Raw genomic sequence first — 21,477 nt, 5'->3', positions numbered from 1 at the left:
TTTTATTTTATTGAATGGGTTTGAAGTTGTGCTTTTTAATAAATACTATTAGGAACTAGTGGTTGTGGGTGATAAGGATGGAATTCGAGAAGTTCCTGTTATGGATTCTTTTTAGTAGTGGGGTAGGTCTATTTTTGTATAATCTGAGTAGACCACATGCGAAAGAGTGGCTGTTAATCTTTTTATTAACGGGTTATTGTGCATCTATTCTAGGTACTCTTGTCGTAGAGGAGAAGATGTTATCCTACCCGTCAAATATATTTCATCATTTTGATTCAAGTGTGACATATGAATATGTGCTTTTTCCACTGATTAGTGTTTATTATTATAGATCTACATATCGTTTGGGTTTAGGAGGGATTCTTCTTAGGGGAGCTGTTTATTCAGGCGGGATCACGATAATAGAATATTTTCTTGAACGATATACAGATTTGATCCACTACTACACTTGGACATGGGGGTATACATTTATCAGTACATTTTTCCTTTTGCTGTTTGTTCGTGGAATTGTTCAATTATTTCGCGATATAAATTGGCATGCATCATCATGATGAATGTATGTTTTTGGGAGAAAAAATGGATACTATCTTTTGAGTAACTTAAATGGAGGTAGTAACCATGGAAAGAAAAATCACACTGTTCTTAAGTTTATTCTTGTTTGTTAGTTTTCTTCTACCAGCTACATTTGCCGAAGCACAGCTCCCATCTTATGCAAAATGGGGGAAGACGGCTATTGAAGAAACTACAAAAAAGTATCCGGACCAACAAGTTACAGATTATCGTTATGATGGAAAAGTGTTTATTTCAGACGTTCGAGAACAATATAATTTTGAATTTACGATGAAAACGGAAAATGGGACATCGAGAGAAATCAGGGCTTATGTACTTGTAAACCCAAAAACCGAACAACTTATTAATGTACTTTATGATGAAATTGAGGAATTTTAGTAGAGCGATTAAACCCTGTACTTAAAAGGTCAGCCGCATGAGGCTGACCTTCTTTTCATGTGTCAATAGAAGGATTTCACCACTTTAAATCGAACCTAATTAAGAATAGAGAGAGCAAGCAAGCCGGATAGGCAGGAAGGAGAGGAAATCCATGAACATCATTAAACGAAAGCGTGATGTCGAAGCGCTGCTTTCAGATTTTGAAGGGATTGCAGGCTATGACAAAACTGGTAATAAACACTATCTTGTTTTCGCGGATTTTCTAAGGAATGGAAAGTGTACGTTGATGAAGTATAGTGATGGGTCTTTTTCAATCCATGGGAAGGGTGACGCGTATTGCGATGAGAGCGAACTATTTTTAACAGAGGATGAAGTTACATCATTCCTATGGAAGCATCGAAAGGCCATAAATATCCTGGTTCGAAGTAGTCAGGAAGCAAATGTTTCCTGACTTAGTCGTTTAGTTGTAATGTAGAAGAACAGCGAAGTTCATTATGTGAGCTTCAGCTGTATTTTTTGTGGTTCTACTTTGGGTAGTGAGCCGGTTTTGCTGAAGAGTTTCTGCATTTCGTGTAAACTATGAATGGTAATGAAATGCAGTATAGATTTGAGGGACAGTTGTGATTGGTGTATTTATTGATATTATCGTGCCTGTATTTATTTTAATCGGGCTTGGCGTCGTGCTTCATCGTATATTTCAGTTTGATCTATATACACTTGCTAAAGTTAACATTTATTTTATCGTGCCGGGTTTTATTTTCATAAAATTGTATGAAACGGCTTTTTCACTAGCGTTATTTCTATCGGTGCTTTCTTTTTTCTCAATTCAAATTTTGCTTCTGTATGGTATTTCGAGTCTCGTAAGCCGGCTGTTTGGCTATAGCAGGAGCGTTCGCGCTTCTTTTACGAATAGCATTCTATTTTACAATTCGGGAAACTACGGTGTCCCTGTCAATGACCTCGTATTCAAACACGATCCGTTCGCTATGTCCATTCAGGTAATTATCCTTACATTCCAGAACATTCTGACGTTTTCATGGGGAATTTTCGCTTTAAAAACAGTCGAGGGAAATAAACTCAGTGCAGTGCTTGGTTACTTTAAAATGCCAGTACTCTATGCAATGGTATTTGGGATCGGCTTGAATTTATTGAATGTTGATGTACCGAATTTCGTTCTCATTCCTGCCAATTATATTGCGGATGCGATGGTGGCACTCGCGCTCGTGACGCTTGGGGCACAGGTTGCACAGCTTCGCTTTGCGAGAAATTTATCCGTGGTTTATGTTAGCCTTATTCTAAGGTTATTGCTTGGTCCAGCAATTGGTATCGGGATTATCTATAGCCTTGGCATCGATGGAGTTACAGCCCAAGCCCTGCTTATTTCATCAGCTATGCCTACTGCCGTAAATAGTGCGATTATTGCGCAAGAGTATGAGAACGAACCGGAACTTTCTGCTCAGATTGTGCTCGCTTCGACGGTGTTTAGTATGGTGACGGTAACCATCGTTATTTCATTAAGCAGGATGTTGTTCTAAAAGTGATTAGTCTTAGGGTTTTGCTTAATGTAATAAGGATAGGGTGAATTGGTAATCAGAACCATTGCTATTGTACTCAAAAAGGTGTAAAGTATGGTCATAAGCAATAACCCATTTCCTGCAACGCACGTTTACAACGGTTGTCTCAAACCGATGCTAGTTTTCCGGGAACTCTATATCCAGGTGCTGATAACAAGCCGGCCTTCTGAGCGGGACGTTAAAGGTAGCTGTGCGGGTACCCACCTGCTTTTACGCGGGCTTTGAGACACTTATAGTGACGACGAAGCGGGTATGGGATATATTTTGCTTATTTTTTATTTAATGAAACGAATGATGACAATACTATGAATACATACAATTATTAGGCCAGAGACTCTTCGAAGTCTCTGGCCTTTTTTGGTGTTATTCGACATCATTCGAGTTAAAACGGGTGGTGACAGGCACCACTCGATCTAAGTAAAGTATTCCAGTTTTGCACCGGGGAAGTATTTCTCAATGTATCCGCCAAATGTATCTTTCATATCCTGTTGCTGATCTTTCTGATAAACGTACTTGCCAATTCCATACTTACCCCATTTATACATCCGATCTTCTTCTTCCATTTCGAGCTTCGACATAGGATAGTTCTTCTGTATCACGCGCTTTGCCGGTTTTGTAAAGCGATGCTGGATGAGCTCAAAGGTTAAATCCTTTGTTGCGCTTTTAGGAAGAGTGGATTCGAGCTTTTCAAACAGTTCAAGATACCCTTGCTTCCAGTCGTCATACAAATAGATTGGTGCCACAATAAACCCGAGCGGATACCCTGCTTCGGCTACTTTGGCAGCAGCCTCAATTCGTTCATCAAGTCTCGAGGTTCCAGGCTCAAGAAACTTAATCACATAATCTGCGTTCATACTAAATCTGAACCTTGTTCTTCCCTGATGATCAGCATCAAGCAGATGATCGACATGAGCGAATTTCGTCACAAAGCGCAGTCGACCGTGCTCCGATTTGCCAAAGTACTCAATCGCCTTCTTTAGCGTGTGGGTTAAATGATCGATTCCAACGATATCAGATGTACATGAGGCTTCAAATCGTGTTGGCTCGGGCGCTCGTTCCTGCATATACTTTTCAGCTGCTTTAAAAATGTCGTCGGTATTGACGTACGTTCGAATATAAGGTTTGCTACCCATCGTCGTTTGTAAATAACAATAATGGCAGTGACCCATGCAACCAGTTGCGAACGGAATCGCATACTCTGCAGAAGGTTTCGAAGTATCGAATTTCAGTGTTTTCCTGACACCGACCACCAGCGTTGATTTGGCAACGCGATATTGCTGGAAGTGGTTATCTCCCGGCAGATTCCGTACCTGATTGTGTGAGGTTGTCTCCCGAATCTCGATACCTAGTTTTGTGAACTTTTCTTGCAGCTCCTGCCCAAGCGGATACTCTAATGCACGGGGCTCCATGTATACAAGCTGAGGTACAAATGGTTTGACCAACAGAATACCTCCTAATTGCTTGAGCCGAAGTATGTGGCATAGGCCTGTTCTGCATCTGCTTCTGTATGATAGATCGCGATGTCTGAATTGAGAGGATAATACGTTTCATACAGAAATAGGGCAAGCTCACCGGGATGATCTGGATTGTTCACAACAGCTGCTTGCTGAATATTAGCTACGTTATACGTATGAGGATTTCGATACATCACATAAACCACATCCCCGGCCCTGTAGCCCTTTGAAAATTCTGAGGTTGATTCATAAATGTCCATTCCTACCACTCCTCCATAAGGTTCTTCCTTATTGTTCCTCAAATGGTACTGTTCCTTACTGGTAAATAACGCCTGTTTTCTTCATAAAACTCATCCTGGCGCATATGATGTTCTGTTGACTTGATTTTAAGGAGGTGGGTGAAGGCATGTTGAAATACCTCATTAAGTTTTTGCCTTCACTTAAAAAGAGTGACAGTCTTTTTTCGCGGTGGAAACTTTATCGACGCTTAAGGGGGGGAGTATGGTACAAAGTTTCTGACAGAGTTGCACCTAAAAAAAGTTTCTGGGTTAGAAAGGTCGTTAATCCAGAAGCGTATTATGTGTGGAAGCGTGAAGGGCATTAAGAGCTAAACGAAGAGAGACATGGAGAATCATTCAGCTCCCATGTCTCTCTTTATTTCGTTCGACAAAAAACGGGCGGTGACAGGCACTACTGCCATCCTCTATACTAATTAAAGAAGGTTTTCCAATAAAAGGAGTTTACGCAGATGAAGTTACATAATATACGATCAATAGCCGAACCTCTAATCATTGGTCTCATCGGTGCATTCCTCTTTCATCTCTTCCACGCACCACTTCCATGGATGCTTGGTCCTCTAACCGGAGTAACATTCTGGCATTTTAGTACAGGGAGGAAGCTTTCATGGCCAGCTCCTTTTAGAGATATAGCTCTAATAATGATTGGGTATATGCTCGGAGCATCGTTCACACAGAGAACAATTCATGAGATAGGGCTTCATTTTCCATATATAATTGGTGTTACGCTGATTACGGTTATCGGTAGCCTGTTTTTAGGTTTACTACTTGTGAAGAAAGCGAATGTAAAGCTTGTTGATGGACTGTTTGGGAGCGTTCCAGGGGGATTATCCCAGGTTGCGATTTTAAGTGAAGAGACAAAGGAAGTTGATACGGGTCTCATTGTGTTCATGCAAACGATTCGAGTTGTACTGGTAATCCTTGTTATCCCATTTCTCACGATGTATTTCATCAAGCCCGGCTCCATGATGCAGGGCTCTCCGATGACAGAAGGATCAATCTCATATCCAGTTTTGTTTGGGTTGCTAGGCATCGCCTTACTATCAGCCTTTGTTGGAAAGAAAATCAGGCTGCCCGCTGCGTTTTTAACAGGTCCGCTAATTGCCATTGCACTTATCTCCATCTCAGCTATTCAAGTGCCGGACTTACCCGGTGGTTTCGTTTTAGTCTCCCAGTTTCTGCTTGGCATTCATCTCGGTCTTTACCTAAAAAAGAACATGCTTGGCAACATTAGAAAACTTGGGTTTTATTCCATGCTAACCAGCCTTCTTTTAGTAGGCTTTTCGTTTCTTCTGGCAATCCTGCTGACTCAGGTGACATCAATTACGCTGGCAACAGCTTTTTTGAGCACAGCTCCTGGAGGGCTTGCGGAAATGGGAGTAACAGCAACGATCGTCGATGCCGATCTTGCGATGATTAGTGGCTATCAGCTCTTTCGTATCTTTTTTATTATTTTTATTGCACTACCGCTGCTTCAATGGTGGGTGAGAAAACGTGAGGCAGATATTAAATGAGTCACATCGGACTTCATTTCTAAAAATAGGGACCGGGTATTGATGACCCCCGAAGCTCCATTAACATATATAAAACATAATACAACGTATGATAAGGAGTCTCGACAATAATGAATGCAGAAAAGATGATCATCTTTGTTAAAGAACTTGAACGATTAAAAGAGACGCGACGAACTGCTTATATGAAAAGTGGACGAAATGAAAGCGTTGCGGAGCACTCATGGCGATTAGCTCTTTTTGCTCTTACGCTTAGCAAGGAGTTACCAGAGCTCGATATGTACAAAGTTCTTTCCATGTGTCTCGTCCATGATCTGGGTGAAGCGTATGACGGAGACATCTCGGCTACTATTCAGGTGAATCAACAGGAAAAAGTGAGGAAAGAGGAGGCAGCTGTTGAAAGGCTGACAGAAGTACTACCCGATAATATGAGTCACTTGATACTGAATTTATGCAGGGAATACAATCTTGGTGAGACGAATGAAGCGAAATTGGTAAAGGCGCTCGATAAAATGGAAACGATCATACAGCATACACAGGGGACTAATCCACCAGGATTTGATTACACATTTAATTTAACCTATGGCAGAGAATACGTAGACTACCACCCGGTATTAAAGTCGATACGTCAGGCAATTGATGATGAGACAAAAAAGAAAATCGATGAGGAAGGCTGACCAGACCTTTCATAAAGTGGGTTTTTGATGACAGTTTTATTAATTAGACATGGAAAGTCTGTTCAGCAAACTAATTTGTTTATGAATAGCTCAGATTTTCAGGAATGGGTAAAGATCTATAATGAAAAAGGTATTGAAGATACTGCCCCTCTGCCTGTTAAGGAGTGTCTAACTGAAGCAAGTGCTGTGTTTACGAGTGACCTGAATAGGTCGATTCAGTCGGCGGATAAGCCAGATGGCGTGAGTGATTGTATTTTTCGAGAGCTTGAACTGCCCGTTTATAAAATAAGGTTCATCAAATTAAGGCCATCGGGCTGGATCGTTCTCTATCGACTATTCTGGTATCTGGGACGAGCTGATAATTCCGAATCAGTAAAGCAATCAAAAGAACGAGCGGAAAAAGCAGCGTCTATTCTGGAGAATCACGCTACAACCGATTCAAAAGTTGTGCTAGTAGGGCACGGATTTTTTAATCGGTTCATTGGGAGCGTACTTCAAAAGAGAGGATGGACGCTCGAGGGACAAAAGGCAACGGCGAACTGGACAATGCTGACTTATCGAAAGGAGAAAAAATAATCATTTTCACAAAAATATTTTCTGTTTATCTCATTATGGTAAGATATTTTTCTGAAAGAAGATGCCTCAAAGCCTAATTTTGAATGAAAACGAAACCAATAAAGAAGATGAACTGAGATGGCGAGGTATTATTATGAAAGAGATACTTTATACTTATATTATTGTAGTAAAATAAACAAGCGTTTTCCCTTTTATAGCAACAATTTGAATACAGAAACAGTTAAATTTAGGGGTTGTCAAACTCAAAAAAGCAGGTAAAATAAACGCATGGTTAAGAAATAACATGTTTTGCATCATAGAAAAACGAGTGAGACATATTCATTAAGAGTAGCTAGCCGTTCCTAAAGAGGAACCATTACATGCTTGAAAGGGGAAAGAAATCATGAATCGTTCAGTAGTCTGTCCATGTGAGGGAGTTATCGAGAAGGTATTGGTAAACCATGCGTCCCGTGTTTACGAGTGGGAGCCAATGTTTGTCGTACGCAACGGACAGGGTAACGCGGAGAAGATTACGCTTGGAGTAAGCGGTGAAATTTCTGAACTTCATGTGAAAGAGAATGATCGTGTTAAAGGCGGTTTTGTTCTCGCATCAATGAAAGAAGATGACTTTGTAACAGGAAGTGACTAAGGTCCTGATTAATAGCCGGCGCTGCCGGCTTTTCGTATTAATAAACAGTTTAATCAAGCCTTCCGCACGTCTTTATATTTGGGGTATAAAGAAAGAAAACACAAAGAGGAGGGTCTTCTATGCTTAAACCGTTTTTGTATAATCATCAGTTTAATGTGATTCGAGAGCAGGTTGACGTGCTTCTTTATAATGTGAATTATCTTATTGATCAGGATGTTCTAGATGCTGTCCGACACAATGCTACTGATAAAGTTCTTGGGCTATTCACGTCGCTGAACGGAGATGAACGTTCATTTCTGAATCGACTTAGAACGATTCGCTATGTTGACATCTAGGAGTTTCTTGATGAAGCGTACACATATGTTTTGCCGTTTCCTAAAGTAACTCAGGAAGAAATGCAAATGCTTTTTCCAAATAGCAATAAAGTGAAGGCATCCGATTACGATTCGTTACTCCTTACTTATCTTGGATGGAATGACGTTCGTTCAAAAAGAAGATATTTTGTCTATCCCATGGACGACACTTTAGTGGGGGTTGAGGGAGCGTACATGATTCATACTCAGCCTGCAACATGTGCCCTGTGTGGCTGTTTAGGACAAGTTGCACACGTAACAAAAAAAGCTGTCAATCAAGAATCAGACTATCATACACTCGGCAACTACATGTGTGTGGATAATCAGCAGTGTAACGCTCAACTAACAGATCCACATGCACTTGAGCAATAGAGAGTATCTGCTTTATTGCCCATCCCTAGGTGTTAAGTTTACGAAAGCAGACGAGCTCCTTATCTGGTAAAACTCATTAAAAGGTTTTGTGTTAAAGATTTTTAGTTTTTTTACATAAAAGTCTTGCGCAGTGACTGAAACTTTAGTATTGTACACATATATTGCATCTCAGATGGACAAATGTTTTTGTATGGAGGACACGATGAAGAAAATTGGACTGTTACCACGGATTCTTATTGCCATTGCTCTTGGTATTGTAATCGGGGCTTATTTTCCTGAATGGACCGTACGATTATTCGCTACATTTAACGGTATTTTCGGTAATTTCCTTGGATTCGCCATTCCGCTCATTATTATCGGATTTATAGCGCCGGGTATCGGGGAGATCGGAAAGGGTGCCGGGAAATTAATCGGTATAACAACTACTGTTGCTTATTTATCAACGTTCCTCGCAGGACTGCTAGCGTTTTTAGCTGCACGAAATCTTTATCCTTTATTCCTTGAAACTGGAGGAGCAGCGTCGGAAATGGCAAATCCAGAGGAATCGCTGTTAAAACCGTTCTTTCAGGTAGATATTCCACCGATCATGGGGGTCATGACTGCCCTTGTTCTTGCCTTCACGCTTGGACTCGGAATGGCTGCTATGAAGGGGAATCAGCTTAAGAGCGTTATGATTGAGTTTAGAACAATTATTGAGAAAGTGATCAGTTTTGTCATTATCCCGCTTCTTCCGATTCATATATTAGGGATTTTTGCGAACATGACAAGCGCAGGTCAGGTGCAAACAATCTTAAGCGTTTTTGCAAAAGTGTTTATAATGATTATTCTCCTTCACGTGACGATGCTCTTGATTCAATATAGCGTGACAGGTGCAGCGACATCACGAAATCCGTTGAAGCTTATAAAAGGAATGATGCCAGCATATTTTACAGCGCTTGGTACGCAGTCTTCAGCTTCGACGATTCCAGTTACGCTGCGCCAAACAAAAAAGAATGGGGTACGCGAGAAGGTGGCAGATTTTAGTGTTCCTCTTCTTGCGACCATTCACCTATCAGGTAGTACAATTACGATCGTATCGTGTGCGATGGCCGTGATGCTTCTAAATGGACAGGATCCTACTTTTGCATCGATTATACCATTCATTCTTATGCTTGGTATCACGATGATCGCGGCACCCGGTGTTCCCGGAGGGGCCGTGATGGCTGCCATCGGGTTGCTTGAAAGCATGCTTGGCTTCGATTCAACGATGGTCTCCCTTATGATTGCTCTCTATCTTGCACAGGATAGCTTCGGTACAGCTTGCAATGTGACTGGTGACGGTGCATTGTCAGGACTTGTCGATCGACTGACTTCGAAAAAGAAATCAGTACAAAGTGCAGCGAAAGCTGGATGAAATACCAGAGAAGCGGACTCAAATTGAGTCCGCTTCTTTGTGCTGCTAAATGATTGGGATTTTAGATTGCTGTGGATGGCCAATGTCTGTCCTGGAATAATGAAACAGCTTAAACTATTGCTATTCTTTGACCCCGACGAAATTTGGCTATTTATGATTGATTTGCTTTAAGACTATTTTATTAACGTACATGGCCAGGTTCAGCATTGATATTTGAATTCTGGTTTAGTTAGTCAGGAATCCACAATGAATGGGTATCATAAAGCCTTTCGTATAATTCAATTCTTGTAAAATTCCTTTTTTCATCGTAAGACCTAATTTGCAAGAAACGATTTGACATTCAGTATTTCTAGTAATCCCTGCAAGGACATAATTGAAGTGGATCACAGGCGTATTGGAAATGGAATTCCAGGTTGGTTCGGTTACCCAACGAATTCAGTATATTTATAACATGATTGTTCATGGAAATGTTCAATCTTACCATCATTACTGTACACCTGTTTACTAGAGCTTTAAGTAGAATAAGGTATTAAAAGGTATTTCCCTCCTATCTCTTGAATTTAAATTAAGACTGGAGGAGATGAAATTGAAGAACGATATTCTTGTACGTAATAAAGAAAGCTGGAACAAAGTTGCTCATCATTTTAATGGAGTGGATGCGTTACCTTCATATGGGCCATACGGGCAAACTGAGGAAGAGCTCCAACTATTTGGAGAAGTAAAGAATAAAAAAGTACTCGAAATTGGCTATGGGAGTGGGCATTCGCTACGCTATATGGCAGAGGCCGGTGCAAGTGAACTATGGGGTGTTGATCTTTCTGTGGAGCAGAAGCTTGCTGCAGAGGAAACATTGAAAGACTTATCAGCCCATCTGTATTGTGCCCCGATGGAGCAAGACATTGACCTTCCAAAGGATTATTTTGATATCGTGTATTCGATCTATGCGATTGGCTGGACGACCGAGCTTAGAGCGACATTTGAACTAATTTATTCTTATTTAAAAGAGGGCGGAACATTTATCTTTAGCTGGGATCATCCACTCTATGTTCATGCGAAAAGTGAAAATGGACGTGTCTATCTTGATGGATCTTATCAGGAGGAAGGTCTTCATACGTTTGAGAACTTTAAGGGTGAGGACGCGACAATGGTGCTTCATAAACGAAAAATGGCAACTTACATAAATGAATTGATTCAAGCGGGATTCACTATTGAGGAAGTTATCGAAAGCGCCGTGGGCTCCGGTTATGATGGAGAAGAAGCTGAAATCTCTGATCGGTATTATTCTCTATATAAAGCGAGGAAGTTTCCAACAACGATGATTATTAAAGTATTTAAAAATAAGTAGTTTATTAAAGAAAGCCCAAAATGAGGTTGAACCTGTTCAGCCTTTTTTTGATAGACTGTTGTGTGGATTAGCTATAATCTTGCGACAAAGACCAACAACCATCAGCTACGTTCAGCTAAATAATCGCTTTTATGCTGAATAGACCTGTCAAAATTGAATTCTACTTAGTTCCTATATGATTGTAAATTCTTAATTAACAAATTATTAAGGAAAAACACATTAGCACGAAGAGTAGATTTATGTAAGATGGAACAGTACGCACTTTTATTTCTGGGGAGGACAACATGAGAAAAACAGTAAAACTACTTGCGTCTGCTAGTCTTGCATTAACATTAACAATACCAGCGCCAGGTAACAGTGCTGAGGCAGCTACGCCTGAGGTCGTCGTAAACGAAGTTGCCTGGATGGGGACAACAGTCAGCTATAACGATGAATGGATTGAGCTCTATAATAATACGGGCGCTGCAGTATCACTGGATGGTTGGACACTTGCTTCTTCTGATGGGAGTCCGTCTATTTCACTAAGTGGAACGATTCCTTCGGAGGGCTATTATGTGCTTGAAAGAACAGACGACACTACGGTTTCAGAAGTTTCCGCTAATCAGAACTACGCTGGAGCGATGGGGAATTCAGGTGAGGTGCTCGAGCTAAGGGATTCTGGTGGAACGGCAGTTGATACTGTTGATGCCTGGCATGGGGGAGATAATGCTTCTAAAGCGACGATGGAACGAATTGATTCGAACACGAGAGGAACTGAGCCTTCTAATTGGGGAACCTCTACTGGTACATATACAGAAGGAACAGGGACACCTGGGAGAGCGAACTCAGTAATTGGATCTTCTTCTGCTCAAGGGTGTACGGATACAACGGAGCACTTAAATCAAGTATCTGAAGCGCCTGATGCAATTAACGTCTATTTTAATAAATGTGCACTTGATCAATATGCAGTTGCAGGAAATGAAGCGAATTATAACGTAAACCTCGAAGATCGTTTGTTGCATCGGATTAATGGGGCACAAACGAGTATCGACTTCGCTACATATGAACTAAATCTTCCAAAAGTGGTTGATGCGTTAATTAACAAAGCAGCCGAAGGGATTGATGTTCGCGTGATTGCGGATGCGAAGGATGCAACAGATCCGCATTATATTGAACGATTCGAATTAATGAGATTGTACATTGAAGAAATGGTGCGAGGGAAAGACATGGTTGTTGGAACGGCAGATGACATTACGATCCTATCTGATTCACCAATGCTTGCTGTTGAAGATCAGGTAAAGCGAGCGGATCATAATCTTCCACCCACACCGGACGATTTTCCACAGAAGACGATAATGGTTGGAAATACGGAAATGAGCGGCTATCTGTTTGTAGATGCCGAGCAGCAAAGTGATGGTACGTATTATGCTCCTGGAAACCAAATGCACAATAAATTTGCGGTGATCGATGACAAATGGGTATTTACAGGTAGCTGGAACTTCACAGTTACAGGGCTTTACGGCTCTGACGAAAATATGCAAAATGGTGTGCTCGATGGAAATCAACAGCATGTTATTGAGGTGAATTCTCCAGAGCTTGCTACGATCTATGAAACGGAGTTTAACGAGATGTGGGGAAGCGGTACGTTAATCCCTGATGTTGAAGGGGCTGACTTTAGCTCCCGTAAAACAGATAATACCGTGCATGAGTTGACCGTTGGTGGGAAGAAAATGGAGGTCTACTTTTCGCCAGGAGATAATGCAGTTGACCATATGGCTGAGCTTGTAAAATTAGAAGCAGATTTAAACACATACTTCACTATTTTTGCATGGAGTGATCAAGCGCTAGTTGATGAGTTGAAAAATAAGTGGGAAGGCTCTTATAATGACCAGCAGGGAACACTTACTGGCTTCGATGTAAAAGGCGTATTTGACAGTAGTTTCTGGAACCAATGGTGGTCAGCCAGCATTGAAATGACCGGGCAAACGGTAAGCGGAAGCACAAACAATCCTAATACACGCTGGGCAAATGCTGCTCCTGTTTACAAAGATGCAGAATCACGAAAGCTTCATAGTAAAACAATGATCATTGATGCTGATACAGAAAGCGATCCAACGGTTATTGTAGGTTCTACGAATTGGAGTACGAATGGAAATGACGTAAATGATGAGAACATGCTCATTATCCATGATTCAAGCATTACAAACCAGTTTGTTCAGGAGTTTAATGCGCGTTATTCTCAAGCTGGAGGTACGGTATCGACACCTTAAAATTAAATCTTTCTGAAGAATAGCTGATTCAAAGCTATTCTTTTTTTAGGATCAGTGAAACCTTTACACGTACAAAATCGTAATTTTAAGTGACAGCTTGACTATAGATTAAAAGATGATCCAATATTAAAAAGCAAATTATCGAACATATAGGAGTGATTTTATGAATTTTCATTGGGGGGATGTTCTTTATCAAGTGATCAGCCTTGTGATTTTAGTCGTTCCTATCGGTCTTATCGTCTATTTCATTCGAGAGTCATTCAGAAGAAAGCGACAGTTAAACAGAATTGAGGAAAAAGTTGACGCAATTCAGCGAAATCGGGATGAATGATCAATCAAATCGGTGGACGAATGGGTGAGAACATTCTAAGATAGATTTATCTATTATTTAAAGGAGTTTGCAGATGAATTTCGTAGCACTGGATTTTGAAACGGCAAATTCTTCAAGAGGTAGTGTCTGTTCAATAGGACTTGTGGAATATGAGAATGGACAGCTTATAAGAGAATATTATCGTTTAGTGAAACCAAAGCAAAATTATTTTGCAGGAATCAACGTAAGTATTCACGGAATAACGAAAGAGGATGTGGCTGATGCACCTTCATTTGATGTTCTATGGCATAAGGAGATCAGCGAATTAGTGGAAGGGAAATTCCTTGTTGCTCATAATGCTCAGTTTGATATGAGCGTACTTCGTGCGGTACTGGATCAGTATAACCTTCCTTATCCAATGCTTGCTTATAATTGTACGGTGAATATTTCGAAAAAGACATGGACGTTGCCACGCTATAAATTAAACGTGGTATCTGATTACCTCGGAATTCAGTTAGATCATCACCATGCACTTGATGATGCGAGGGCATCTGCGCAAATACTACTAAAAGCGGCCGAAGAGTTGAATGCCGATAATGTAAAAGATTTGATTGATCGAACAGGGACAATGAATGGTATGATGTTTGACACCGGCTATGAACCTGCTAAATTAAACAAAAGGCGTAAGGCTAAACTTTAATACTATTTCAACGCTCATCTCCAGGAAGTGGAAAGGGGATGAGGGGGCGCCTTTTTATTTTGTTCCTGGCGATTATAGGAAATGAATAAGGAAGGCGAGTGTATCCAGTTCTCTTGCCAGATCAATTTGTTGAAGATGAATCTTAGCTGGGAGCTTTAGGTATGCAGATGTAAAGTTCATAATGCCAAGCACACCTGTCTCGGCAATCTTCTCTGAAATACTTTGAGCGGATGCGGCGGGAATCGCAAGGATCGCAACCGTCACTAAAGGCGTCAAGCGCTCGCTCATCTCATCAATATGATAGACAGGCACCCCGGCAATGGTTTTCCCAACAATTTTCGGGTTGTTGTCAAAAGCCATCTTTATTTTAGGCGATGACTTTCTAAGGTGATTGTAGTGAAGAAGAGCTGTTCCAAGACGTCCGGCACCGATGAGAGCGGCTTCAGGCTCAGCGTTCGTATTGACGATATGGTGCAGGTGAGTAATGAGTTTCTTCACTTCATAACCGCTTCCTTTTCGGCCTGGAGCCTTTATCTTAGAAAAGTCTCTTCTGACTAGATCAGATTTTAAATTGAGTGCGTCTCCAAGTTCAACAGAAGATATCGATTTTTGACCTGATTTCTTCACCCTTTTTAAATAAGAGAGATAGAGAGGGAGACGCTTAATTGTTGCATTGGGAAGTTTGTTTTCTTCCTTTTTCATAACATAACCTCCGTAAAGTACACATTCTCCTCTATTATAATCTTTATCTAGCAAAGTGCAATTTGGAAAATGTTCTCAAAAAAAGAGCCGATGGGTTATCCACCGGTTTTTTTGGATCATTGGTTGGGTAAATCCGTTTTGCAAAGATACCAGTCAATGCATTCCAGATCTTCTTCTTTCTCCCTTGATTTCATGGCTTCCTGTGTTTTCGGAGGGGATACGAGCACTTTATCGCCTGGCTGCCAGTTGGCAGGAGTAGGTGCGCCGTGGTCATCTGTTGTTTTCAACGCTTTCACTAATCTCATAATTTCATTCATGTTGCGTCCAGTGGTGAGAGGATAGTAGATTACAGCGCGGACGACCTGTTTGTCATCAACAACGAATACGGCACGACTTGTTTCAGTCTGACTTTCCTCAGGCATAATCATTCCATAGCGAGTTGCAACGTTACGGTCAAGGTCAGCGATAACAGGGAATTCAATTTCGGTGTCAAAGTTTTTCTCGATGTTACGTACCCATGCGAGGTGGGAAGAAACGCTATCCACGCTAAGACCAATTAATTCGACATCAAATTTATGAAGTTCAGGGTAAATTTCTTGAAAGGCGACGAATTCAGTAGTACATACCGGTGTAAAATCTGCCGGATGCGAAAAGAGGACGAACCACTTTCCTTTATAGTCATCAAGTGAAAGTTGACCGTGTGTGGTGTTTGCCGTGAAGTCAGGTGCTTTCGAACCGATTCTTGGAAGTTGGTACATTTCAGTTTGTTGTTCAGACATGTTTAAACGTCCTCCTTATAATAGAATCTATACGCTGTGTTCCCTCTGTTTTTAGATTCAAACTGTCTAAATTGTGAAGGAAATGGGTATAAGCCCTTTTTTTGTAAATGAAGAATCGTTAGAATAGTAAAAAAGAAGGGGTGAACTGATGAAAATTGAATTTCTAGGAACAGGTGGTGCAATGTCGATTCCTCGACCGCTTTGTGACTGTACGGTTTGTGTAGAAGCAAGAGAAAAAGGGGTTCCTTACAGCCGTTCCGGACCAAGTGTTTTTATACACGGACCGAACGTCCTAATTGATACGCCAGAAGATAGTTATATGCAGTTGAATCGATCGAACCTTAACAAAATTGAAGGGGTCTTCTATTCACATTGGCATCCGGATCACGTGATGGGGAGAAGGGTGCTAGAATCAATCAATGCCGATTGGATTAACCACCCGGCACAGGGGACGACGTCAGCTGTTTATGTTCCTGAACAGGTTGCAGTAGACTTTCAATCAAGATTAGGGACGGGACAGCACCTGGAGTTTTTTAAGAGCCAAAAGTACATCAGTCTTCATGAACTTAAAGATGGAGAGACTGTGACTATAAATGGTGTTACGATCACGCCGTTTCGCCTGTCAGAAGATTATGTATACGCCTTTTTGTTTGAAGATGAGAAAAGTAGAGTGTTGATTGCACCAGACGAGTTATTTGGTTGGGAGCCACCAGATCTTGGGGAGATCGATCTTGCGGTATTGCCAACAGGAGTATGTGAATTTCATCCGGTTACAGGTGAGCGTCAGATCAGTTCAGGTCACCCTGTTCTATTGGAGGAGAGTCAAACGCTAGGGATCATCGATAAGCTAACGGTTAATAAAGTGTATTTAACACACATCGAAGAGCCTGACCGCGTAAGCTATGATGAGCTTGCAATAGTCGAAAACCAACTTCAAGCGGAGGGGAAGAACATCTCTTTTGCTTACGATACGCTCGTCGTTGATACTGGTGAACACGCTTGAAGTAAGACTTTATGCAAAAAAGCATAGTCCAGTTTAACTGAATTCTCATTAGGGAAACCTTTTTAGAGGAAACGAGGTGAGCAGATGGAACTGTCATTTGGATTTATTATTAATTTAGTAATTGGTATTTACTTATTTATGGATGCCAGAAAACGGAATAAGAGTGCGATCCTCTGGGGAATACTCGGATTAATTATCGGACCGCTTGTTCTCGGTATTTACTTTATTCAAACAGGCCGAAAGATGATTGGGTGGATTATCGTCATCCTTGCAATAATCTGGTATATTATTGCGATTGTACTCGGAATATTAGGGGCCATCATTGGCCTATTATAATCGAAAGCCTGAAGCCATGATGCTTCGGGTTTTTTTATTTGATTCTCAGATAGTGAAAAGAACCATTGACCTTAGTGGTAATTCCGAATAGACAGAAGAAAGCTTCTAGAGAAGTGGTAAATGGTAACAATTAGAAGGAACTGTATTAGTTATTTTTGCGATGATGAGGGTTGGAAAAAGACTGCTGTGGGGGCATTCTTGATGTGTTTTTTAAAATGATTTAAGAGACCTTATTTGAAGTTTCCAGTAAACTCTGGTTTGAATCGCAGGCCGAAGTGGAAAGTATCAATACATACTAATTAAAACGAGTGCGAGCGCTTGAAGTGGATGGGGCAAACAAGTTATAAATGAACCTGTTTAATGACTATATTTTAAGGGGCATCCACGGAAAATAAAGACTCAAGGGGGAAGCAATGGATGGAAATGAACAAGTGATGGATTGGATTACTTCCGAACTCGAAGTAGAATCATGCATCACACAGGATTATCCGAGATTCCAAGCGGGTAAAAGAGTCATCGATCGAAGCGGAGACTATCTAATTGTCTACTTTCATCCTTTCCTTGAAAAGGTTGTCTATACATTTAAGGGGATAGAGGATTTTTATTTCATTGCAAAGAAATTGTGTTGATCTGTTATGACACATTGTATAGGTTGAAAACAGAGCGGGTATTATACCCGCTCTGTTTTAATTGAGCCGAATCGCTTGTTGGATTTCTTCAGGGGTTATGAGAGCGAGTTGATTTAGTAGCTCAATTTGAAAACTTCCCGGACGGTTTCCTCCTGTGAGTTCTGCTGCTTTTTCACTCGCGACACTAAAGAACGAAAGTGCACCAGTGGCAGCAAGGATTGAATCTGCTTCAACGGCTGCAAAAGCGCCGAGGATGGACGATAGCAGGCAGCCTGTGCCAGTAACTTTTGTTAGAACCTGATGTCCGTTTGTGAGATTAATTGTCGTTGTGCCATTCGTAATGGTATCGACGGCGCCAGTAACGACTACAGTACTTCCGAACATAGTGGCAACTTTTTGAGCAAGAACGGCTTTGTTACCGGCATCTTTTGTCGCATCCACCCCTTTAATTGCCCATGTTTTGCCTGCAATATTTGCAATTTCAGCTGCGTTGCCACGGATGAATTGCACGTCAACTTCTTTTAGGATACGACGAGCTGTGCTTGTTCTGTATGGTGTTGCACCCGCACCTACAGGATCAAGAATGACCGGTATGTTCATGTCGTTCGCAGCTTTCCCTGCGATAAGCATGGCTTCAACAACCTCATTCGTAAGGGTACCAATGTTAAGGACAAGGGCTCCTGCGATCTGCGCCATGTCTGCCGCTTCTTCACGAGCGTATGCCATAACAGGACTCGCGCCTGTGGCGAGTAGGCCGTTGGCAGTAAAGTTGGTAACAACGGTGTTTGTTATATTAAAGACAAGAGGGGATTCCTCTCTCACTTTTGTAATAAGGGCGGCAGCCTGAGGTTTTTTCATTAATAATCATCCCTTCTCATCATTTGTTTTTTCACGGGGGTCAGACACGTGTCTGACCCCTGAATGAAGAATTTTACAGACATCCAAACGATTACGATGGTTCGATACAGCGATTTGTATTTCGTATCCTTCTTCAGGTACTAAAAATGGCGTTGTCCGATTGGTTTAATTAACATTAGAAAACCCTCTGATGGAAGTTTCACTATATTGTTTAACATAGCCTATTTTACTTACAGGAAAACACTTTTTCGTTTTGGCGGTACATTCAACAATGAGAATACCCCGGACTCAAGCTGAGCCGGGGTAGGGGGATTATTCGGGTGCATTGACTTTCAAATCTTCAATAACCTTCTCCTGATACTGAACATCCTTGCGGGCGTTAAAACGATCGGCTTTCTCAACAGTGACCGTGATATTGTAATCCGGAATACCTGCGTATTTCTCATAGCGTCCGCGTGGTAACAAAAAGTTCCCTTCTGGAAAGTGGACCTCTAAATTGCCTGGTGCAATATCCACAAATTTTGCACGGCCCTGGAAGACACCAAAGCCGTTATAAACGACGATCCCTTCTCTTTCTGCAATGCTTAATCTCCCGGCATCTTCTGGATTCATCAGAACATCATACCGTTCGGCTTTGTTGAATGGATCGGTTTCCTTGTAAACCATTGAGTTAAATTGCTTTCCACGTCTTGATGTCACAATGAATTGCCCATCTTTTTTTCCGAAGTCTGGAATGTCGACGGCTACAAGATTTCCTCTTCCGTCCGACGTCGGGCAAACGCCACCTTCGCAGAGCCATGCGCCACCCCACTGGAACACATCTCCTTTTTTTGTTAAGTGCTGGACCCCATCGTAATCTTTATTCGCAATCGCGATTTCATCACGGATGTCCTGACCCGTTTTGAAATCGACAAAATGGGCAGTCTCAGGCTTCACTCGTTTCGCAAGGTCAATGTAGATTTTCCATTCAGAGCGCGCTTCTTCCACCTGGTTGTTGTTGCCTTCAATTTCTGGAGAGAAGTAGACCATGCGCTCGGTTGACGTCGATGTTCCACCACCTTCTTGTTCGTACCTTGTCCTAGCAGGAAGGACTATGACTGCTTCTTTCGCATCAACGAGGGTAGAGGTGTTCAGAATAATGTCCTGATGAACGCGAATGTCGAGCTCAGATAGCGCTTTTTCAATAAAATCAGGATCCGGCATCGTTTCAAGGAAGTTTCCACCGGAAAGGTAATACAATTTGATTTTCCGCTCGTGATCTTCCGGAAGGACGATGTTCTCAAGTGTAACCCCAACAATATCACCCTGCCATTTAGGGAGTTCGAAACCCCAGACTCTTTCCATGCGACTGACGTTTTCAGGATCAAATCCACTTCCAGGTAAGACAAATGGATCAGCCCCCATTTCTCCTGATCCCTGAACAGAGGAGTGACCTCGGAATGGCATTAAGCCATTGTTTTTACTTCCTAGAAATCCTCTTAAGAGAGCAAGATTTGCAACCTGTGAGATGTTGTCTGTTGCAAATGAATGCATGGTCAACCCTAGTGCCCAGGCGAATACGGCACTTTTACTTCTTGCAAGTAGTTCTGAAAGTTCTATAATTCGTTCCTTCGAAACACCTGATGAAGAAATGATGTTATCCCAGCTCTGCCCCTTTACGTTCGCTTTCAAATCCTCATACCCATTGACGTGTTCTTCAACGAAAGAATGGTTGATAGCTGATCCATGTTCATTCTCTTCCATTTCAAACCAGTGCTTCATGATGCCATGCATAAAGGCAATGTCGCCACCCACATTCACCTGGTAAAAATCATCCGCCACTTTTGTACCGAAAAGCGCAGACTCAGCGTTAGAAGGAATCCAATATTTGTCCATCGCAGGCTCTTTGTATGGATTAACCATAATGATTTTAGTGCCGCGCTTTTTAGCTTCAAGCATGTATTTTGTTGAAACGGGTGAACTGTTTGAAGCTACACTTCCCCAGAACATCAGTACGTCCGTACCAAACCAGTCCTGGTAGTTAACAGTTGAAGCGCCAACACCAATGGAGCGTTTTAGCGCAGTTTTACTTGGTGAGTGGCAGATACGTGAAGCGTTATCCACATGGTTTGTCCCGAGGAATCGTGCCACTTTTCCAGCAACGTAATACGATTCATTTGTAATCCCTCGTGAGGTTAAATAAAAAGCATACTGCTTTGGATCTAACTTCTTCATTTTATTTGCGATCATATCCATTGCGTCATCCCATGTCAGACGGGAAAAGCTTCTTTCTCCCTTGCGGCGAATGAGAGGATAGGGGATACGTCCTAATTTTCTAAGCTCGGTGCTGCTGTACTCTCGAAGCTCATCGATGTCCGCATGAAGAATCTCCTCATCGACGGCCGGCATCGTATTTAAACGAAGAACATTTAAACGCGTTGTACACACATGCGGACCCTTCAATGTTTGATCATAAAGTCCAGAAACGCCAAGTGCGCAGCCATCGCAAACACCCTGGGTAAGAATTCGTGTTGCGTACCCGATGTTATCTTTGTTTTCCCAGGCAATTTTCATCGTGTCTCTAAAATGCTGCGGCTTAACTTTTCCGAGCCCAAAGGGGATAGGACTTACCCAGTGTTTTGGTTCAGGTTTCTTCGTTGCTTTAATTGGTCCCTGGTGTTTTGTTTCACCCATTGATCTCACTCCTAAATGTACGTCTGTGTAAATAAAAAACCACCGTTTGCTCATAAACCAATGAGCAAAACGGTGGTTGAGTCTTTAGCAGGATCGCTGCCAAGTGCCTAA

Annotated in this window: 24 protein-coding genes and 1 other RNA gene; 19 read left to right on the top strand and 6 right to left on the bottom strand. The window is 41.7% G+C overall.

Features of this window, described 5'->3' with window-relative positions; all coding sequences use genetic code 11:
• Window positions 1-77: 77 nt before the first annotated feature.
• From ABFG93_RS23015 to ssrS, 5 genes are all read left to right on the top strand, one after another.
• Window positions 78-551, top strand: coding sequence for a CBO0543 family protein (locus ABFG93_RS23015; protein ID WP_431522046.1), 474 nt, complete (start codon window positions 78-80; stop codon window positions 549-551).
• A 67-nt stretch (window positions 552-618) separates the two neighbouring features.
• Complete coding sequence (locus ABFG93_RS04810; RefSeq protein ID WP_347551103.1) at window positions 619-948, top strand: DUF3889 domain-containing protein; 330 nt, start codon at window positions 619-621, stop codon at window positions 946-948.
• A 151-nt stretch (window positions 949-1,099) separates the two neighbouring features.
• Window positions 1,100-1,399, top strand: a complete 300-nt coding sequence (locus ABFG93_RS04805) for a hypothetical protein (RefSeq protein WP_347551101.1) — start codon at window positions 1,100-1,102, stop codon at window positions 1,397-1,399.
• A gap of 169 nt (window positions 1,400-1,568) precedes the next feature.
• Window positions 1,569-2,483, top strand: a complete 915-nt coding sequence (locus tag ABFG93_RS04800) for an AEC family transporter (protein WP_347551100.1) — start codon at window positions 1,569-1,571, stop codon at window positions 2,481-2,483.
• 112 nt (window positions 2,484-2,595) lie between these two features.
• Window positions 2,596-2,779, top strand: a non-coding RNA gene (gene ssrS / locus ABFG93_RS04795) — 6S RNA.
• 156 nt (window positions 2,780-2,935) lie between these two features.
• Here the strand turns inward: ssrS and splB are convergent.
• Together splB and ABFG93_RS04785 are read right to left on the bottom strand one after the other, a co-directional pair.
• Window positions 2,936-3,964 (bottom strand): spore photoproduct lyase, encoded by a 1,029-nt coding sequence (splB, locus tag ABFG93_RS04790; protein ID WP_347551098.1) that lies wholly within the window; start codon window positions 3,962-3,964, stop codon window positions 2,936-2,938.
• 11 nt (window positions 3,965-3,975) lie between these two features.
• A complete protein-coding gene (locus tag ABFG93_RS04785) occupies window positions 3,976-4,236 on the bottom strand; it encodes a transcriptional regulator SplA domain-containing protein (RefSeq protein WP_347551096.1) in 261 nt (86 codons plus the stop codon).
• Between the two features lie 488 nt (window positions 4,237-4,724).
• Between ABFG93_RS04785 and ABFG93_RS04780 the strand changes: the two genes are divergently transcribed.
• The 11 genes from ABFG93_RS04780 to ABFG93_RS04730 all read left to right on the top strand — a co-directional run bounded on the left by ABFG93_RS04780 (window position 4,725) and on the right by ABFG93_RS04730 (window position 14,386).
• Window positions 4,725-5,786: an AbrB family transcriptional regulator gene (locus ABFG93_RS04780; protein WP_347551094.1), complete on the top strand. Its 1,062-nt coding sequence runs from the start codon at window positions 4,725-4,727 to the stop codon at window positions 5,784-5,786.
• 110 nt (window positions 5,787-5,896) lie between these two features.
• On the top strand, window positions 5,897-6,460 hold the full coding sequence (locus tag ABFG93_RS04775) for an HD domain-containing protein (protein WP_347551092.1): 564 nt from the start codon (window positions 5,897-5,899) through the stop codon (window positions 6,458-6,460).
• A 27-nt stretch (window positions 6,461-6,487) separates the two neighbouring features.
• Window positions 6,488-7,036 (top strand): phosphoglycerate mutase family protein, encoded by a 549-nt coding sequence (locus tag ABFG93_RS04770; protein ID WP_347551091.1) that lies wholly within the window; start codon window positions 6,488-6,490, stop codon window positions 7,034-7,036.
• 382 nt (window positions 7,037-7,418) lie between these two features.
• Complete coding sequence (locus ABFG93_RS04765) at window positions 7,419-7,664, top strand: biotin/lipoyl-binding protein (RefSeq protein ID WP_347551089.1); 246 nt, start codon at window positions 7,419-7,421, stop codon at window positions 7,662-7,664.
• 119 nt (window positions 7,665-7,783) lie between these two features.
• Window positions 7,784-7,999: a hypothetical protein gene (locus ABFG93_RS04760; RefSeq protein WP_347551087.1), complete on the top strand. Its 216-nt coding sequence runs from the start codon at window positions 7,784-7,786 to the stop codon at window positions 7,997-7,999.
• Between the two features lie 66 nt (window positions 8,000-8,065).
• Window positions 8,066-8,389 (top strand): FBP domain-containing protein, encoded by a 324-nt coding sequence (locus tag ABFG93_RS04755; RefSeq protein WP_347551085.1) that lies wholly within the window; start codon window positions 8,066-8,068, stop codon window positions 8,387-8,389.
• A 202-nt stretch (window positions 8,390-8,591) separates the two neighbouring features.
• A complete protein-coding gene (locus tag ABFG93_RS04750) occupies window positions 8,592-9,782 on the top strand; it encodes a dicarboxylate/amino acid:cation symporter (RefSeq protein WP_347551083.1) in 1,191 nt (396 codons plus the stop codon).
• Window positions 9,783-10,362: 580 nt separating this feature from the next.
• Window positions 10,363-11,127: a class I SAM-dependent methyltransferase gene (locus ABFG93_RS04745; protein ID WP_431522045.1), complete on the top strand. Its 765-nt coding sequence runs from the start codon at window positions 10,363-10,365 to the stop codon at window positions 11,125-11,127.
• Between the two features lie 284 nt (window positions 11,128-11,411).
• The gene (locus tag ABFG93_RS04740) at window positions 11,412-13,376 is read left to right on the top strand and encodes a phospholipase D-like domain-containing protein (RefSeq protein ID WP_347551079.1); all 1,965 of its coding nucleotides are present in this window, start codon (window positions 11,412-11,414) and stop codon (window positions 13,374-13,376) included.
• Window positions 13,377-13,539: 163 nt separating this feature from the next.
• Window positions 13,540-13,707: a DUF4083 domain-containing protein gene (locus ABFG93_RS04735; RefSeq protein ID WP_347551077.1), complete on the top strand. Its 168-nt coding sequence runs from the start codon at window positions 13,540-13,542 to the stop codon at window positions 13,705-13,707.
• A gap of 73 nt (window positions 13,708-13,780) precedes the next feature.
• The gene (locus tag ABFG93_RS04730) at window positions 13,781-14,386 is read left to right on the top strand and encodes a 3'-5' exonuclease (protein WP_347551076.1); all 606 of its coding nucleotides are present in this window, start codon (window positions 13,781-13,783) and stop codon (window positions 14,384-14,386) included.
• A gap of 72 nt (window positions 14,387-14,458) precedes the next feature.
• On the opposite strand, the gene ABFG93_RS04725 is transcribed toward ABFG93_RS04730, so the two are convergent.
• Together ABFG93_RS04725 and ABFG93_RS04720 are read right to left on the bottom strand one after the other, a co-directional pair.
• Window positions 14,459-15,088, bottom strand: coding sequence for a redox-sensing transcriptional repressor Rex (locus ABFG93_RS04725; protein WP_347551074.1), 630 nt, complete (start codon window positions 15,086-15,088; stop codon window positions 14,459-14,461).
• 116 nt (window positions 15,089-15,204) lie between these two features.
• Window positions 15,205-15,867 carry a peroxiredoxin gene (locus ABFG93_RS04720; protein WP_347551072.1) on the bottom strand — a complete coding sequence of 221 codons (663 nt, stop codon included), beginning with the start codon at window positions 15,865-15,867 and terminating at the stop codon, window positions 15,205-15,207.
• A 148-nt stretch (window positions 15,868-16,015) separates the two neighbouring features.
• Between ABFG93_RS04720 and ABFG93_RS04715 the strand changes: the two genes are divergently transcribed.
• From ABFG93_RS04715 to ABFG93_RS04705, 3 genes are all read left to right on the top strand, one after another.
• Entirely contained in the window at window positions 16,016-16,870 is an 855-nt protein-coding gene (locus ABFG93_RS04715) for an MBL fold metallo-hydrolase (protein WP_347551071.1), read from the top strand.
• An 84-nt stretch (window positions 16,871-16,954) separates the two neighbouring features.
• On the top strand, window positions 16,955-17,206 hold the full coding sequence (locus tag ABFG93_RS04710; protein WP_347551069.1) for a hypothetical protein: 252 nt from the start codon (window positions 16,955-16,957) through the stop codon (window positions 17,204-17,206).
• A 413-nt stretch (window positions 17,207-17,619) separates the two neighbouring features.
• Entirely contained in the window at window positions 17,620-17,835 is a 216-nt protein-coding gene (locus tag ABFG93_RS04705) for a hypothetical protein (RefSeq protein WP_347551067.1), read from the top strand.
• Between the two features lie 57 nt (window positions 17,836-17,892).
• Here ABFG93_RS04705 and thiM read toward each other — a convergent pair whose 3' ends face one another.
• Both thiM and ABFG93_RS04695 read right to left on the bottom strand, forming a co-directional pair.
• Window positions 17,893-18,693 carry a hydroxyethylthiazole kinase gene (gene thiM, locus ABFG93_RS04700; protein ID WP_347551064.1) on the bottom strand — a complete coding sequence of 267 codons (801 nt, stop codon included), beginning with the start codon at window positions 18,691-18,693 and terminating at the stop codon, window positions 17,893-17,895.
• 312 nt (window positions 18,694-19,005) lie between these two features.
• Entirely contained in the window at window positions 19,006-21,366 is a 2,361-nt protein-coding gene (locus ABFG93_RS04695) for an FdhF/YdeP family oxidoreductase (protein WP_347551063.1), read from the bottom strand.
• Window positions 21,367-21,477: the final 111 nt, after the last annotated feature.

Origin of the sequence: Pseudalkalibacillus hwajinpoensis, from assembly GCF_039851965.1 — a bacterium.
GTDB lineage: Bacteria > Bacillota > Bacilli > Bacillales > Guptibacillaceae > Guptibacillus > Guptibacillus hwajinpoensis_E.
Note: the sequence above shows the minus strand (reverse complement) of the source record. Positions and strands in the feature narration are given on the sequence as shown.